General features: G+C 68.6%; 15 protein-coding genes and 1 tRNA gene. 7 read left to right on the top strand and 9 right to left on the bottom strand.

Annotated elements, in window-relative coordinates; genetic code table 11:
* Nucleotides 1–108: 108 nt before the first annotated feature.
* From LU699_RS01860 to LU699_RS01835, 6 genes are all read left to right on the top strand, one after another.
* Nucleotides 109–729, top strand: a complete 621-nt coding sequence (locus tag LU699_RS01860) for a CDP-alcohol phosphatidyltransferase family protein (RefSeq protein ID WP_232137681.1) — start codon at nt 109–111, stop codon at nt 727–729.
* 55 nt (nt 730–784) lie between these two features.
* The gene (gene phaE / locus LU699_RS01855) at nt 785–2326 is read left to right on the top strand and encodes a class III poly(R)-hydroxyalkanoic acid synthase subunit PhaE (RefSeq protein ID WP_232137680.1); all 1542 of its coding nucleotides are present in this window, start codon (nt 785–787) and stop codon (nt 2324–2326) included.
* Nucleotides 2327–2328: 2 nt separating this feature from the next.
* Nucleotides 2329–3396, top strand: a complete 1068-nt coding sequence (gene phaC, locus LU699_RS01850; RefSeq protein ID WP_232137679.1) for a class III poly(R)-hydroxyalkanoic acid synthase subunit PhaC — start codon at nt 2329–2331, stop codon at nt 3394–3396.
* A gap of 28 nt (nt 3397–3424) precedes the next feature.
* Nucleotides 3425–3625: a PspC domain-containing protein gene (locus tag LU699_RS01845; protein WP_232137678.1), complete on the top strand. Its 201-nt coding sequence runs from the start codon at nt 3425–3427 to the stop codon at nt 3623–3625.
* Between the two features lie 2 nt (nt 3626–3627).
* A complete protein-coding gene (locus LU699_RS01840) occupies nt 3628–4074 on the top strand; it encodes a hypothetical protein (protein ID WP_232137677.1) in 447 nt (148 codons plus the stop codon).
* A gap of 212 nt (nt 4075–4286) precedes the next feature.
* On the top strand, nt 4287–4769 hold the full coding sequence (locus LU699_RS01835; protein ID WP_232137676.1) for a hypothetical protein: 483 nt from the start codon (nt 4287–4289) through the stop codon (nt 4767–4769).
* Nucleotides 4770–4825: 56 nt separating this feature from the next.
* Here the strand turns inward: LU699_RS01835 and LU699_RS01830 are convergent, their stop codons facing one another.
* Both LU699_RS01830 and LU699_RS01825 read right to left on the bottom strand, forming a co-directional pair.
* Nucleotides 4826–5626, bottom strand: a complete 801-nt coding sequence (locus LU699_RS01830; RefSeq protein WP_232137675.1) for an NRDE family protein — start codon at nt 5624–5626, stop codon at nt 4826–4828.
* A gap of 109 nt (nt 5627–5735) precedes the next feature.
* Nucleotides 5736–5821, bottom strand: a tRNA-Leu gene (locus LU699_RS01825).
* 160 nt (nt 5822–5981) lie between these two features.
* Here LU699_RS01825 and LU699_RS01820 point away from each other — a divergent pair.
* Nucleotides 5982–6485: a hypothetical protein gene (locus tag LU699_RS01820; RefSeq protein ID WP_232137674.1), complete on the top strand. Its 504-nt coding sequence runs from the start codon at nt 5982–5984 to the stop codon at nt 6483–6485.
* 13 nt (nt 6486–6498) lie between these two features.
* Here LU699_RS01820 and LU699_RS01815 read toward each other — a convergent pair whose 3' ends face one another.
* The 7 genes from LU699_RS01815 to LU699_RS01785 all read right to left on the bottom strand — a co-directional run bounded on the left by LU699_RS01815 (nt 6499) and on the right by LU699_RS01785 (nt 14170).
* The gene (locus LU699_RS01815; protein ID WP_232137673.1) at nt 6499–8352 is read right to left on the bottom strand and encodes a DUF885 domain-containing protein; all 1854 of its coding nucleotides are present in this window, start codon (nt 8350–8352) and stop codon (nt 6499–6501) included.
* 102 nt (nt 8353–8454) lie between these two features.
* On the bottom strand, nt 8455–9060 hold the full coding sequence (locus LU699_RS01810; protein ID WP_232137671.1) for a cysteine dioxygenase family protein: 606 nt from the start codon (nt 9058–9060) through the stop codon (nt 8455–8457).
* Between the two features lie 9 nt (nt 9061–9069).
* The gene (gene metX / locus LU699_RS01805) at nt 9070–10212 is read right to left on the bottom strand and encodes a homoserine O-acetyltransferase MetX (protein WP_232137670.1); all 1143 of its coding nucleotides are present in this window, start codon (nt 10210–10212) and stop codon (nt 9070–9072) included.
* Between the two features lie 34 nt (nt 10213–10246).
* On the bottom strand, nt 10247–11260 hold the full coding sequence (locus LU699_RS01800) for a tetratricopeptide repeat protein (protein WP_232137669.1): 1014 nt from the start codon (nt 11258–11260) through the stop codon (nt 10247–10249).
* Nucleotides 11260–11703: a cytochrome c-type biogenesis protein gene (locus LU699_RS01795; RefSeq protein ID WP_425491231.1), complete on the bottom strand. Its 444-nt coding sequence runs from the start codon at nt 11701–11703 to the stop codon at nt 11260–11262. Before LU699_RS01795 ends, LU699_RS01800 begins: the two co-directional genes overlap by 1 nt.
* Nucleotides 11700–12248 (bottom strand): DsbE family thiol:disulfide interchange protein, encoded by a 549-nt coding sequence (locus tag LU699_RS01790; RefSeq protein WP_232137668.1) that lies wholly within the window; start codon nt 12246–12248, stop codon nt 11700–11702. Before LU699_RS01790 ends, LU699_RS01795 begins: the two co-directional genes overlap by 4 nt.
* A complete protein-coding gene (locus LU699_RS01785) occupies nt 12245–14170 on the bottom strand; it encodes a heme lyase CcmF/NrfE family subunit (protein ID WP_232137667.1) in 1926 nt (641 codons plus the stop codon). The genes LU699_RS01790 and LU699_RS01785 overlap by 4 nt, the downstream gene beginning before the upstream one ends.
* Nucleotides 14171–14178 lie beyond the last annotated feature (8 nt).

The raw sequence follows: 14178 nt of genomic DNA, 5'->3' as shown, positions 1-14178 counted from the left end.
CGAATGGGTTTCGAGTTTGATATCTAATTGATATCTTCGTGTCAATACTCACGCAGCTGCATGGGCCATCCCGGCACCATCGCCCGACGCCATTCCCCTGGAGCCCTGATGTCCCGACCCCGCCACTTCTCGATGCTCCGCGACTTCCAGCTGGCCGACTGGTTCACGCTGGGAAACGCCTTCTGCGGTACCGGCGCGGTGTTCGCGGCGATGCGCTATCTGCAGGACGGGAGCGTGCGCGATCTGCTGGTCGGCATGGCGCTGATCCCGTTGGCTTTCATCTTCGATGCGCTCGATGGCCGCATCGCGCGCTGGCGCAAGGTCGCGTCCACGCTGGGCCGGGAGCTCGATTCGCTGGCCGACGTTATCTCCTTCGGTGTGGCGCCGGCCGCGCTGGCCTACGCCTGCGGCATGCAGGGCGGCTGGGATGTGCTCGTGCTCGCCGGCTTCGTCTGCTGCGGCGTCAGCCGCCTCGCGCGCTACAACGTGACCGCCGAGACCCTGTCGCAGGGCAGTGACAAGGTGAAGTTCTTCGAGGGCACGCCGATTCCGTCGAGCCTGCTGCTGGTGGTTCTGCTCGCGGTCGCCGCCTGGCAGGGCAGCATCGGCGAGGCGCTGTGGCTGGGCGAAGTGCGTCTCGGACCGTGGCTGCTGCATCCGCTGGTGCTGGTGTTCGCCGCGTCCGGCGCGATGATGGTGAGCAAGACGCTGCGCATTCCCAAGTTCTGACCCGTCGGCGCCGCGCGGCGTTGCTATGATCGAACGCGGTTCGCAGGAGTCGACGATGTTCAACATGGGACAGGGACCGGACGCGCAGGTCGCGGATCTGGAGCGCCTCGCGCGCCGCTACTGGGATGCGTGGCGCGACGCCTTGCAGCGCACGATGCCGGGCAATGACTGGAATCCGATGGGTGCCGCGCCAGCGGGCGCAGGTGCGCCGCCGTGGGGCGATCCGTCGCAGTGGTTCAAGGGCGCCGCACAGCCGTCCGATGCCGGCACCGATGCACTGCGTCACCTGCAGTCGATGGCGGGGCCTTGGCTCGAACAGGTGCAGCGCGTCGCTGCGGGATTCGTGGGCCGCGAGGCATCGCCCGAGGCGATCACCGCCGCCTGGCGCGAAGCGATGGGCGGCAATCCGGTCGGCAAGATGTTCGGCAGTCTGCAAGGGCCGGGCATCGAAGGTTGGGATACGTGGCTGCAGCGGCTCAAGCCCTGGCTCGACGCGGCAGGCGCAAGCCAGGTGATGGGCGGCGGTGGACGCGATGCGTTCTCGCTGCCGACATTCGGCCTGACGCGCGAACACCAGGAACGCTGGCAGCAGCTCGGCCGTGCGTTCGCCGACCACCAGCGCAGCCAGCAGGATTACCAGACGCTGTTGACGCAGGCCTCGACGGCCGCGTTCGGTATCTTCGAACGCAAGCTCGCTGCGCGTGATCCGGCGACGCCGATCGAAACGCCGCGCGCGCTGTTCGATCTGTGGATCGACGCCGCTGAAGAGGCGTATGCCGACGTTGCGCTGTCGCCGGCGTTCCGCAAGGCCTATGCCGACATGGTCGGCGGCCAGATGCGTCTGCGTCAGGCTGTGCAGCGCGAAGTCGAACAGGCCTGCCGCGTGCTCGACCTGCCGACGCGCACCGAGCTCGATGGCGCGCATCGCAAGATCGCCGATCTCGAACGCGCGCTGCGCCGCGTGCGGGATCGCCTCGATGCTGTCGATGGCGCGGGTGCGCATGCAACCGCCACCTCGACCGCATCGCCGCGTCGTCCCGCTGGGGCGACGCGTGTCGTGACGTCGACGCCCGATCCGGGTTCGTCCAAGCCACGTGTTGCGGCAGAGGACGCAGCGCCGGCGCAACCGGCTGCGAAGCGGGCTGTCACGAAACGGGCGCCTGCGAAGAAGTCTGCGGTGAAGAAGGTTGCGGTCAAGAAGACCGCAGTTAAAAAAGTCGCCGCGAAGAAGGCCACGGCCAAGCGCGCCGTCACGAAAGCACCTGCGAAGAAAGTCGCGCCGGCGAAGAAGGCTGTCGCAAAGAAAACACCTGCGAAGACGGCCGTCTCGAAGCCCGCGCCGGCAGCGAAGTCGCGTTCGGCAGCCAACACCCGCGGTCGCAGTCCTGCCGCGGCCACGAAAAAATCCGCGCGCAGCACGCGATCCGCCCGTCGCACGACGCCGGCACCTGCCACGCCGGCGCGCGCGTCGCGCAAGACGGCGCGGTCGCCGACACGCGTCGCCAGCCTGCCCAACCTCGGCTTCATCTCGCCGATTCCAATCGCGCCCGAGCCGTTGCAGGGCAAGGGCGGCAAGCCGCGTAAAGGGAAGCGCTGACCATGGCCGGACCACTGCACATCACGCCCGATCGCATCGCCGACGAAGCCGCACGCGTCCAGCAGAAGCTGGGCGCTGGTCTGCGCACGCTGCGCGAGGTCGGCGACTTTGATTACGGCGCGACGACCAAGCAGGAAGTCTGGCGCGACGGCAAGGTCGTGCTGTACCGCTTCATCGGCGAGAAGGCGCCGACCGCGCGCGTGCCGCTGCTGATCGCCTACGCGCTGGTCAACCGGCCGTATATGGTCGATCTGCAGCACAACCGTTCGATCGTGAAGGGTCTGCTGGAGCGCGGCGAGGATGTCTACATCCTCGACTGGGGCTACCCGGACCGCTCCGATCGCTTCCTGATGCTCGAGGACTACATCGAACGGTTCCTCGGTGGCGCTGTGGATCATCTGCGTCGCAGCGCCGGACTCGATGCCATCAACCTGCTGGGCATCTGCCAGGGCGGCACCTTCGCGCTGAGCTACGCCGCGCTGCATCCCGAGCGTGTGCGCAATCTGATCACGATGGTCACGCCGGTGGATTTCCACACCGACGACAACATGCTCGCGCACTGGACGCGCGATCTCGATGTCGATCTGTTCGTCGACACGCTCGGCAACGTGCCGGCCGACATGATGAACGCGTGCTACCTCACGCTGAAGCCGTGGCGCCTGCTGGTGCAGAAGTACGTGGGTGTGGTCGACATCCTCGACGATGCGCCGGCGCTGGAAGATTTCCTGCGCATGGAAAAGTGGATCTTCGATTCGCCCGACCAGGCCGGCGAGACCTTCCGCCAGTACATCAAGCAGTTCTACCAGGGCAACGGATTCGTCAACGGCGGCATCGTCATCGGCGATCGCGAAGTGCATCTGGGGCTGGTCGAGATGCCGGTGCTCAATATCTTCGCCGAGCAGGACCATCTGGTGCCGCCGGACGCGTCGCGTGCGCTGCACGGGCTCGTCGGCACGCAGGACTATTCGGAACTGTCGTTCCGTGGCGGGCATATCGGCATCTACGTGTCGGGCCGCGCGCAGACGCAGGTGCCGTCGGCGATCCACGACTGGCTGGCGCAGCGCGCATGACGCGCCTGCGTTCCGGGTGTGCGCGCTGATGGCGACGTCGCCCACCTTGAGCCGCACGCGCGAGGATCGCGTGCTCGCCGGCGTCGTCGGCGGCATCGCCCGGCGATTCGACTGGAACCCGACCGTGGTACGCGCGCTGTTCGTCATCATCTCGGTGGTGTCGGCCGCATTCCCCGGTCTGTTCGTCTACCTGCTGCTGTGGATGCTGATGCCGGAAGGCGAGGGCTGAGCGTGCATCCGGCCGTGCGCGTCGCGGCACTGGTGCTCGGCGCGACGTGGACGGTGCCCAACACGCTGATCGGACTGGTCGGCGGTATTGCGGGGCTGCCGTTCGGTGCGCACTGCCGCTGGCGTCGCGACGACCTCGCACTGGTGTTCGACCGCTGGCCCTGGGGGCCGGGCGGGGCGATCACGTTCGGCAACGTGATCCTGCACACCGGCGATTCGCTGGACGTGCGCTGCACGACCTACGCGCACCGCGCCGCGTGGTGCGAAGACGCGCCGATCCAGCTGGCCGACCACGAACGCGCACACGTGTACCAGTACATGGTGCTCGGGCCATTGTTCCTGCCGATGTATCTGCTGTTCGGCGGGGTCAGCGTACGCAACCGATTCGAGCGTGCCGCCGATCGCTATGCCCTGACCGGGCGTGGCTGGTGGCCGTGGCCACGTCCCTGAGTCTGCCGATGGACGATTGCCGGTTTTGACGGCTCGCTAACGGTTCCGGCACTAGCTTCCAGGCGTCGAAGCAGATCCGGAAGGCGCAAGGCCAACCGCAGACGCTCCGGCACTGGAAGGCCCGGCCGGCCGGCAAAATCCGGCAGACTGGGCCTTTCGCATATCCGGCGTTCCGAGATGCCGGTGTGTCCACGAGGTCACTGGAGCCGTCGATGCGCTACGACCGTGATGCCGTATCCCCCTGGGCCTTCTTCCTGCCGATCGCGCTCGCCGTGCTGGTCGGCAGCCTCGTCGCCGATGCGATCGGCGGCATGCTGCGCGACCGCTTCGACGACGCACCGCCAGCGGTTGTCGAACAGGCGCCCGCGCCGGCCGACACGACACCCATCGAGACCGCTACACCGGTCGAACCGGCGCCTGCCGCGTATGCGCCCGTCGCGCAGCCAGAGCCGGTGATCGAAGCGCCGAATCCAGACGCCGCACAGCTCGCGCAACCCGACAGTGCGGGCGCGCCGCTGCCAGCTGCGACGCCGGCGAATGATGGTGCACGACGACTGTCGGGACCGATGACTGCACGTCAGGCCGGCGAGAGCGAGAGCTGCATCAACAACACCGTCGCCACGCGCAATCCGAACGGCTGGGAACAGGCGCTGGAAAACGATGCGCCGGTGCGATGTGAGGCGACCTCGAACTGAGTGATCGGTGCCACCGCGGTCGATGACATCCTGATCCGCGCGAATGGACGCAGGCGCTAGCGCGTTCGCGATGCCAACCGCTGCCGCGACGTTTCGATCGCCTCGCCATCCGGATTGAAACGCCGCTCGCAGAGCACTATGCCCTCCCGGTCCACCAGCACCACGCTGCTGCACCGCGTCCCGTACTGCGGATCTTCGATAAAAGCAGGCGACAGCCGCCGCTCAAGCGCGAGCCCGACACCGGTCTCCGGCAAGCTTGCATCCGGTGCCGTGCGCGTATCGCGCAGCCCGGCGAACAGGGGTTCTAACGATGCATCGTCGATCGGCGCAAGCGGCGAAGCGGGTGCAGTCGTCGCCAGCCAGTCCGCCAGCGTCCGCGTCGCCGCGGTGCTCTTCGGCCACGGCGCATCGAAGGCGCCGTTCGACATCGCATGCAGGCCCGGCGCGACCGGCGCGGCATCGAAGCGCGGATGGTTGCTGGCGAACCACAGCGCGTCGCCATCCCAGACCAGCAGATTGAAGCGACCGTAGTCCTGCGCCGTCTCCGAGAGGCTCCGTGCGAAGTCGGCCGCCGATGCGTCGCCCTGCACGAAATCGCGCACCAGCCAGCCACGCGACAGCGCAGCCGCTTCGGGCGCGACGCCGGCGCGCACATTGGTCACCGCGGCGAGCCGGCGTCGCGACGAGGCCAGCAGCCAGCTGCCGCCCTGCACGAGATCGCGGCCGCCGTAGACTTCCGGATGCTGCGGATCGAACGCAGCGGCTGCGGTCGGGCGCGCATGGAATTCGTCGCGGTTGGCGATCAACGCGAGCGGCAGGTCGGGACGGGTGTTCCAGGCGATGGCGATCAGGCACATGCCGGCATGCTAGCCGAGCGAACCGGTGCGCGATGCGAGGATCGACGCGGAAAAAGGAGCTCGCGACAGGCCCTGAAACGGCAACGGCCCGCATGCGCGGGCCATCGACTGGTACCGGAGGCGGGACTCGAACCCGCACGCTTTTAAGGGCGGCGGATTTTGAGTCCGCTGCGTCTACCATTCCGCCACTCCGGCACGGACGCGGGAGTATAGCGGAAGCGCGGCGCGGCCTGAATCCCGGCGTCTTTGCGTTCTTCAAACATGTGGGCCGGCATCATGCGCGTGCCGGCGCAGGGCCGGGAGCCCGGGAGGGGACATGCACGATCGAATGAAGCCGCAAGGGATGGCGGCCTGGATGCTTGCACGACCGCGTCTGTCGGCTGCGCGTGCGCGCCGTATGCGGATCCTGTTCGCGGTCCTGCTGCCGTTGACGGCCGCGGCCTGCGCGAGCCAGCCGGCCCAGCGCGTCGTCGACGCCGAGCCGGTCGCCGAGCGCGAGATCGCACTGCCTGCGGGCACCCACACCGTGCCCTCGCAGCCGAACGGCCAGGTGCGTCTCGCCGAAGGCGTGTTCCGCGTGCACCTGAGCAATATCCGCTGCGTGCGCGCGCCGTGTCCGAACGGCTACATGGTCTCGAACGTCGAAGGCCGGCCGGCTGCCTTGCGTCCCGATGTGCCGCAGCCGGTGTCGCGCATGCCCGAACAGGTGCGCTTCGATGCGGCGTCGGGTGGCGCCGTCGAGGACGGTCTGGTGGAGAAAGCGCATGTCGGCGACGGCATCGTCGTCGACGGCCGTGCCTGGTTGATCGAAGGTGGCCGCACGCTGCGGGTCGAGGTCAAGCAGCTGCTGTCCGAGTGACCGCGGCGCTGGCTCAGCCGGCGCCGCCTTCGTCCTCGATCTTCGACGCGGCGATCCACGCATCGACTGCGCGCGACACCACATCCAGCGGCAGCGCGCCGTTCTCCAGCAGCACACCGTGAAACGCGCGCAGGTCGAACCGCTTCTTCAGTGACTGGCGCGCATGGCCGCGCAGCGCGAGCAGAGTGTGCAGGCCGACCGTGTGTGCGCACGCGCGACCCGGGCGCACCAGTTGACGCTGCGCCTCGCTGCGCGCCTGCGCTTCGCTCATGCCGGCAACGTCGCGCAGATAGGTCTGCGCCTGCGCGAGCGTCCAGCGTTCGGAATGCAGGCCGGTATCGACGACCAGTCGCGCAGCGTGCACCAGTTCTGCGCGCAGGCGGCCCAGATCACCCTGCGGATCGTCGTCGTAGACACCCATCTCGACCGCGAGACGTTCGGCATACATCGCCCAGCCTTCGGTGAACGCGGTCGGCGCCAGACTGCGCCGCAGCCGCGGCAACGCGACCTGCGCCTGGGCGAGGCCGACTTGCAGATGATGGCCGGGCAGTCCGTTGTGATAGACCAGCGTCGGCAGTCCGCCTTCGGGCAGGGCGCGCACCTGCGCGACATCGAGCACCAGGGCGCCGGGTCGGACATCGCCGCCGGGCGGCACGTAATAGACCGCGGCATTGCCGGTCGCATCGGGCGGCGCCAGCTGGACTTCGAGCGGCTGTGTCGGCAGCGCGTTGAAGTAGCCGGGCAGTGCGTCCTCGATCGCATCCAGGCGTGTCTGGACCGATGCACGCAAGGCCTCGCGATCCGCGTCGGACACGCTCGCAACAACGGTTTCGGTCGCAGTGTCGACGCTGTCTGAAGCGGGGGTCGTCTCGACCTCGGCCAGCGGCAGGCGGTCGCGCACGATCGCCGCCATCTCGCCGCGGATGCGGCTGACTTCGTCATGGCCAAGCGCATGCAACTGGGCCGCGTCGATGCCGACGCCGGTGTTCCAGCGCAACGCGGCCGCGTAGTAGTCGTCGCCGTCGGGCAGGGCCCAGACGCCGTTGTCGGCATTCTGCGTGGCGATGGCGGCTTCAATGCGCGCGAGCAGGCGCGCGTAGGCCGGCAGCGTCGCGTCCTCGATCGCCGTGCGCGCATCGCGCAGCAACTCTTCGCGCAGTGCGGCATCGATGCCCTGTGCGCCATCGAGCTTGCGTGCGAAGGCCTGCACGAACGGGCTGCTGTCGACGCCGACGCGCACCAGATCGCGGATCTGCAGGGCGGCGCCTTCGAGTGCGATACGTGGCGGCACCACGCCGTGACTCGCCTGCAGGTCGAGGTTGTCGCCCACCTGGTCGAGCTTGGTCGCCACCGCGTGCAGTCGCGCGACGTAATTGCGTGCTTCGGCCGCGCCAGTCACCGGCTGTGCGCTTTCGAAGAACCCCGGCAGCGACATCGGAATGCTCGACAGCTGGTCGACGGCGTAGAGATTCGTGCCCAGTGGCAACCACGCGGGTGACCAGTCGAAGCCGAGCAGATCGGCCTGGCTGCGGTAGAACCAGCGCGCCATTTCCAGCGTGCGCTGCTGCTGCGGCGCGAACGCGTCGTCGTCGATGTCGTCGAGCGCGGCCAGATTGGCGGCCAGCGTGTCGCGCAACTCGGCGCGGTGCACCAGCGATGCGTCGGTCAGACGGCCAGCGGCAACGCGCGAATCCGGACTGTCGATGCCGAGCACGGTCATCGCTTCGGGATCGTTGGCGAGAAATGCATCGAATTGCGCGTCGACCAGCGCATCGACGGCGCGGCCATCGGCATCGGGCACGGTGGAGGACTGGCCGCAGGCGGCAAGCAACATCGCCAAGGAGGCGGTCAGCAGCGATCGGGTCATCGGCCTCGACAGAGAGCGGCGGGGGGAGCCGGCTCACTGTAGCGGCTGGGGTCGTGGGATGCGCCCCCCTGTTCACGTTCGAGCGGAAGCGTCGCGCGCGGCTCAGTCGACGGTGTCGACGACCAGCGAGGCGTCGTAGCGCAGATACCAGTCGTCCGCCTCGGGGCGGAAGCGCGCGCAATGCACGATCGGCGCCTGGTAGACGTGCAGCGACACGGCGACGGAATCCGGGCTCGCGTTGCGGATCGTGTGGTATTCGTGCGGCGGAATCAGACTGCCGGCGCTGCCGACGCCGGCCTGCATGCCCGAGGCCGCGCGGAAGCGGAACCGCTCGCCCTCGGATTCGAGCAATTCGTACTGGGCGATTTCCAGCGTGCCGCGCCAGATGCCTTCGACGCACCACAGGCCGTCGTGATCGTGGATCGGCGTGCCCTGGCCGGGCGCCCAGGTCATCGCGACCACGCTGTAACCATGCGCGAGGCTGCGATACAGCTCGCGGCGGGCGTAGTGGCCGTCGACCGGGAGTTGCGTGCAGGCCGGCAGTTCGACCGCGGGATCGCGGATCAGCGCGCACATGGCACCGCGCAGCGCGCTGGTGACGGCGTGGTGGTCACCGGCTGCGATGGCCGTATCGATCGCCGCGATCAACCGGTCGCGGCCCTGGAAGGCGATGTCGGGTGACTCGGCGGCGGTGGACTCGAAACGCATCGCCGCAGTCTAGCCCGCGGCCGGCGCGGTTGCAGGCGGCAGCGCAGCAAGAAAGTCCGCAACCGCCGGCCCGAAACGCGCGATGTCGACGAGAAACGCGTCATGCCCCTGCGGTGATTCCAGCGGCAGGAACGTCGCGTCGATGCCGCCGGCGCGCAGGCCGTCGGCGATCTGCTGCTGCTGCTGCAGCGGGAACAGGATGTCGGTGTGTACGCCGATCGCGAGCGCGCGTTCGACACGCAGTTTCGCCAGGCCGTCGTCGGTGCTGCCGCCACAGCTTTCGCCGATGTCGAACCAATCCATCGAGCGGCTGAGGTAGAGATAGCAGTTGGGATCGAAGCGGCGCACGAAACGGCGGGCGTGACCTTCGAGATAACTCTCGACTTCGAACTCGAGGCCGAACGGCTCCTCGTCCTCGCGGCGATCGGATTCGAGTCGCACGCGGCCGAAGCGGCCATCCCACTCCAGTGCGGAGCGATACGTGATCACGCCGAGCTTGCGCGCCATGCGCATGCCGCTCTCGGGGTACGCGGTATCGGTGTAGGCGCCGTTCTGCCACATCGGATCCAGACGGATCGCCTCGCGCTGCAGCGAGCGGATCGCGATCGAGAACGGCAATGCGCGCGCGGCGCCGCAGATGTTGATGTGCGTACGCGCGAGTCCCGGGAAGCGCGCGAGCAACGCGAGCGCGGTCATGCCGCCCATCGAATTGCCGATCACGCAGGCCAGGCGTTCGATGCCGAGCGCAGCGACGACATGCGCGGCGGCGTCGGCGCCGTCTTCGACCGACAGTTCCGGAAACGCGAGCCGGTACGGTGCGCCGGTGTCGGGATTGTTCGACGCGGGGCCGGTGGAGCCCTTGCAGCTGCCGAGCGAGTTCACGCAGATCACGAACCAGCGGTCGGTATCGATCGGCTTGCCGGGGCCGAGCATCGGCTCCCACCAGCCGGGTGTGTCGTCGTTGGCGTGGCTGGCAGCGTGCGCGTCGGGCGACAGGCCGGTGACGATCAGGATCGCGTTGCCGCGTTCGGCGTCGAGCGTGCCCCAGGTCTCGTAGGCCATGCGGGCGCCACGGAGCGCGCGGCCGCGCTTCATCGGGAACGGCGAGGGCAGGTCGATGAAGCGGCTGCCCGGCGGGATGAATTCGGTCATCGCGCCAGTGTAGCGACTCGGTGCGTGGCGACGGTCAGGGCGTCGCGGCGGCGGGTAAGACGAGTTCGACCGGATCGCGCGCCGGCAGCGTCACCCGCACCGGTGCGGATTCGAGGTCGCCGTCGCTGCGCGATGCGTCGCCACTGCGCGAGATGCGCGCGATGATCTCGACCGAATCGAGCGCCGACAGCGGCTGGGTCGGCATGGGGCTGTCGCCGTCGCCCAGCACGATGTCGAGCGGCAGCGCCGAGACCGGATGGCGCTGCACCGCGACCGGCATCGGCGGACCGCCGGGCCGGCGGGCGATGACGAAGACCGTCGCGTCGCCGGGCAGCGTGGCGCCGGCAGGATCGAGTCGTACGCGGACGCGTAACGCATGCGTGCCGGGCGTGGGGACTGCAGTAGTCGCCGATGCGTCGTCCGCGGGCATGCCGGCGGCAGTGCGCGCGACGGCGATCTGGGTGCGCAGTGCGTCGCCGGCGGCGCCATCGAGCAGCGGCAGCAAAGGCGTCCACGTCGCGACCGCGCCGGCATCGTCGCCCGCCTGACGCTGGGCGATGCCCAGATACCAGCGTGCGTGCTGATGGTCGGGATTGCGCGCGAGGACATTGCGCAACGTCTGCACCGCAGCTGCATCGAAGCGCCGGTCCGGCGCTGCGCGCGCGCTGGCCTGCGCAGCTTCGACCTGCACCGCGTCGTCCTCGGGCAGCAGCTTCGCCGCGCGCGCGATCGCGTCGCGCGCGTCGGCGTGCCGCTCCAGTCCCGCATAAGCGCGGCCCAGCAGCAGCCAGCCTTCGGGCTGTCGCGGATCGCGCTGCAGATCGGTTTCCAGACGCGCGATCGCGTCGTCCAGCGAATCGGGCGCGGCGAGTTCTTCGGGATCGAGCGCCTGCGGCGTGCCGACCAGCATGTACATGCCGGCCACGAGCACTGGCACCAGCAGCGTGACCGCGATCGCGACCCGCGACGCACCACGACGCAGCCCCCAGGTCAGGACGACGACGGTCGCCAGCGTCAGCACGATCGCGAGCACGACGAACAGCAGCATCACCAGGTCTCCGTGTCGTCGGGCGGCAGCGGCGCGGCTTGCTTGCGCGAGGCGACGACGCGCCAGATCACCACGCCGCCGGCGCCGAGCAGCAGCAGCGGGCCGAACCACAGCAGCCACGTCGACGGGCCGACCTGCGGGCTATACAGCACGAACTCGCCATAGCGCGCGACCAGATGCGCCTTGATCGCCGGGTCGTCCAGTCCTTCGCGCATCAGCGTCAGCACTTCGCGGCGCAGGTCATGGGCGATCTGCGCATTGGAATCGGCCAGCGACTGGTTCTGGCACATCACGCAGCGCAGCTCGGCGACGAGGCTGTGGAAACGGCGTTCTTCGGCGGTGTCCTCGAAGCGCAGCGGCGCGGCGTCGACGGCGACCTGCGCGCGCGCGGCCTGCGGCCACGTCAGGCACAACAGCAATGCGAGCAACGCGGTGCGGATCACGGCGCCTCCAGCCGTTCGACGAGGGGCATCAATTGCTCACGGATCGTCGCATCGGTCATCGGGCCGACGTGCTTCCACAGGATCGTGCCGCCGCCATCGACGAGGAAGGTTTCCGGCGCGCCGTAGATGCCCCATTCGATCGCAGCCTTGCCGTCGTAGTCGGCGAGCACAAGGTCGTAGGGATTGCCGAACTGCGCGAGCCAGCGCGTCGCGTCTTCGGGCTCGTCCTTCCAGTTGAAGCCGATCACGCGTACGCGGCCGGTCTTGGCGAACGCATTGACCACCGCGTGCTCCTCGCGGCAACCCGGGCACCAGCTGCCCCAGACGTTGAGCAGATACGGCGTGCCGCGCAGATCGGTCTGCGTGACCAGACGTTCCGGTGCGCCGAGCACCGGCAGCTGGAACGCCGGCGCCGGTTTGCCGATCAACGGCGAGGGCAGGGCGTCGCGATCCGGACTGCGGCTCAGCCACACGCCTGCAGCCAGCAGCGCGAGGATCACGCCGAACACGGCCAGCGGCAGCCAGCGGGCGCGCGAGGCACTCATGCGGCCTTCTCGCGACGCGGCCGGCGGAAGCGGCGATCGGCCGCGGTGACGAAACCGCCCAGCGCCATCAGGAACGCGCCCGCCCAGACCCAGCGCACGAAAGGTTTGATGTGTACGCGCAGCGCCCAGGCGCCGCCGCCCAGCGGTTCACCGAGCGCGACGTAGACATCGCGCGTCACGCCGGGACGGATCGCGGTTTCGGTCATCACCTGGCCGCCGCTGGCGTAGGTGCGCTTTTCGGGATGCAGCGTGGTCACCAGCCGGTCGTCGCGCAGCATGCGTACCGTGCCGCGATCGGATTCGTAATTCGGACCGACGTGATGGGCGACGCTGTCGAGCACGAAGGCATCGCGTCCGATCTCCAGTGACTGGCCCGGCAGCAACGCCACTTCGCGCTGCACGTTGAGGCCCTCGACCAGCAGCGCGCCGATCAGGAACACCGAAATCCCCAGATGGCCGAGCACCATGCCGGTCATCTCCGCGCCCATGCGACCGCCGGGCGCGCGCAGGCGGGTCCATACGAATCGCGCCGTGCCGCCGGCCACCCACACCGCGCCTGCCACACCCATCGCAACCTTCCAAGGGCCCTGCGGCGCGGTGAAGAACGCGAGCGTCGCCGCGATCAGCGCGAGGGCCGCCCACGGCAGCAGCATGCGCAGCGGCTTGGACATGTCCTCGTTCTGCCATCGCGTCAGCGGACCGAACGGCAACAGCAGCACCAGCGGCGTCATCAGCAGCAGGAACAACAGCCCGAAGTAGGGCGGTCCGACCGAAATCTTGCCGAGATTCAATGCATCGGCCAGCAGCGGATACAGCGTGCCCAGCAGCACCATCGCGCAGGCCGCGACCAGCAGCAGATTGTTCGCGAGCAGCAGCGTTTCGCGCGAGGTCGCCGCGAACGGTTTGCCATCGCGGCCGTCCGGCGCGCGTAACGCGTAGAGCAGCAGCGAGCCACCGACGACGAGGCCGAGGAACACGAGAATGAAGAGCCCGCGCGTCGGATCGGCGGCGAAACTGTGCACGCTGGTCAGCACGCCGGAGCGTACGAGGAATGCGCCGAGCAGCGACAGCGAGAACGTCGCGATCGCCAGCAGCAGCGTCCAGCCGTGGAAACTGCCGCGCTTCTCGGTGACCGCTTGCGAGTGGATCAGCGCCGCGCCGGCCAGCCACGGCATGAAGCTCGCATTCTCGACCGGATCCCAGAACCACCAGCCGCCCCAGCCGAGTTCGTAATACGCCCACCACGAACCGAGCGCAATGCCGATCGTCAGGAACGCCCACGACACATTGGTCCACGGCCGCGTCCAGCGCAGCCAGTGCGCGTCGACCTTGCCGTCGAGCAGCGCGGCGATCGCGAACGCGAACGGCACCATGAAACCCGAGTAGCCGATGTAGAGCATCGGCGGGTGCACGATCATGCCCGGATCCTGCAGCAGCGGATTCAGATCGCGCCCTTCGAGCGGCATCGGCAGGATGCGTTCGAACGGGTTGCTGGTGAAGATCAGGAACGCGAGAAAGCCCAGGCAGACCGCGCCCATGATCGCGAGCACGCGCGCCAGCACCACGTCCGGCAACGAGCGCGAGAACCACGCCACCGCCGCGTTCCAGCATGCGAGCACGAACACCCACAGCAACAGCGAGCCTTCGTGTCCACCCCAGACCGCGGTGAAGCGATAGACCATCGGCAGCAGCGAGTTCGAATTCTCGGCGACGTAGCGCACCGAGAAATCCTGTTGCACGAACGCGGCCGTCAGCGCCGCCCACGCGAGAAACGTCAGCGCCCATTGCGCGTACGCGGCCGGACGCGCGGTCGCCATCCACGGCGCAAGACCGCGCTGCGCACCGAGCAGCGGCAGCACCGTCTGCAGCGTCGCGGCGACCAGCGCCAGCAACAACGCGATCTGGCCGAGCTCAGGCAGCATCGACAACT

The organism is Luteimonas fraxinea (assembly GCF_021233355.1).
In the GTDB taxonomy this organism is placed as follows: Bacteria; Pseudomonadota; Gammaproteobacteria; order Xanthomonadales; family Xanthomonadaceae; genus Luteimonas; species Luteimonas fraxinea.
Note: the sequence above shows the minus strand (reverse complement) of the source record. Positions and strands in the feature narration are given on the sequence as shown.

Bases quoted from the DNA above. Each gene is read 5' to 3' on its own strand.
- LU699_RS01860 (WP_232137681.1), top strand. From the start codon at position 109: ATGTCCCGACCCCGCCACTTCTCGATGCTCCGCGACTTCCAGCTGGCC.
- phaE (WP_232137680.1), top strand. From the start codon at position 785: ATGTTCAACATGGGACAGGGACCGGACGCGCAGGTCGCGGATCTGGAG.
- phaC (WP_232137679.1), top strand. From the start codon at position 2,329: ATGGCCGGACCACTGCACATCACGCCCGATCGCATCGCCGACGAAGCC.
- LU699_RS01845 (WP_232137678.1), top strand. From the start codon at position 3,425: ATGGCGACGTCGCCCACCTTGAGCCGCACGCGCGAGGATCGCGTGCTC.
- LU699_RS01835 (WP_232137676.1), top strand. From the start codon at position 4,287: ATGCGCTACGACCGTGATGCCGTATCCCCCTGGGCCTTCTTCCTGCCG.
- LU699_RS01830 (WP_232137675.1), bottom strand. From the start codon at position 5,626: ATGTGCCTGATCGCCATCGCCTGGAACACCCGTCCCGACCTGCCGCTC.
- LU699_RS01820 (WP_232137674.1), top strand. From the start codon at position 5,982: ATGCTTGCACGACCGCGTCTGTCGGCTGCGCGTGCGCGCCGTATGCGG.
- LU699_RS01815 (WP_232137673.1), bottom strand. From the start codon at position 8,352: ATGACCCGATCGCTGCTGACCGCCTCCTTGGCGATGTTGCTTGCCGCC.
- LU699_RS01810 (WP_232137671.1), bottom strand. From the start codon at position 9,060: ATGCGTTTCGAGTCCACCGCCGCCGAGTCACCCGACATCGCCTTCCAG.
- metX (WP_232137670.1), bottom strand. From the start codon at position 10,212: ATGACCGAATTCATCCCGCCGGGCAGCCGCTTCATCGACCTGCCCTCG.
- LU699_RS01800 (WP_232137669.1), bottom strand. From the start codon at position 11,260: ATGCTGCTGTTCGTCGTGCTCGCGATCGTGCTGACGCTGGCGACCGTC.
- LU699_RS01790 (WP_232137668.1), bottom strand. From the start codon at position 12,248: ATGAGTGCCTCGCGCGCCCGCTGGCTGCCGCTGGCCGTGTTCGGCGTG.
- LU699_RS01785 (WP_232137667.1), bottom strand. From the start codon at position 14,170: ATGCTGCCTGAGCTCGGCCAGATCGCGTTGTTGCTGGCGCTGGTCGCC.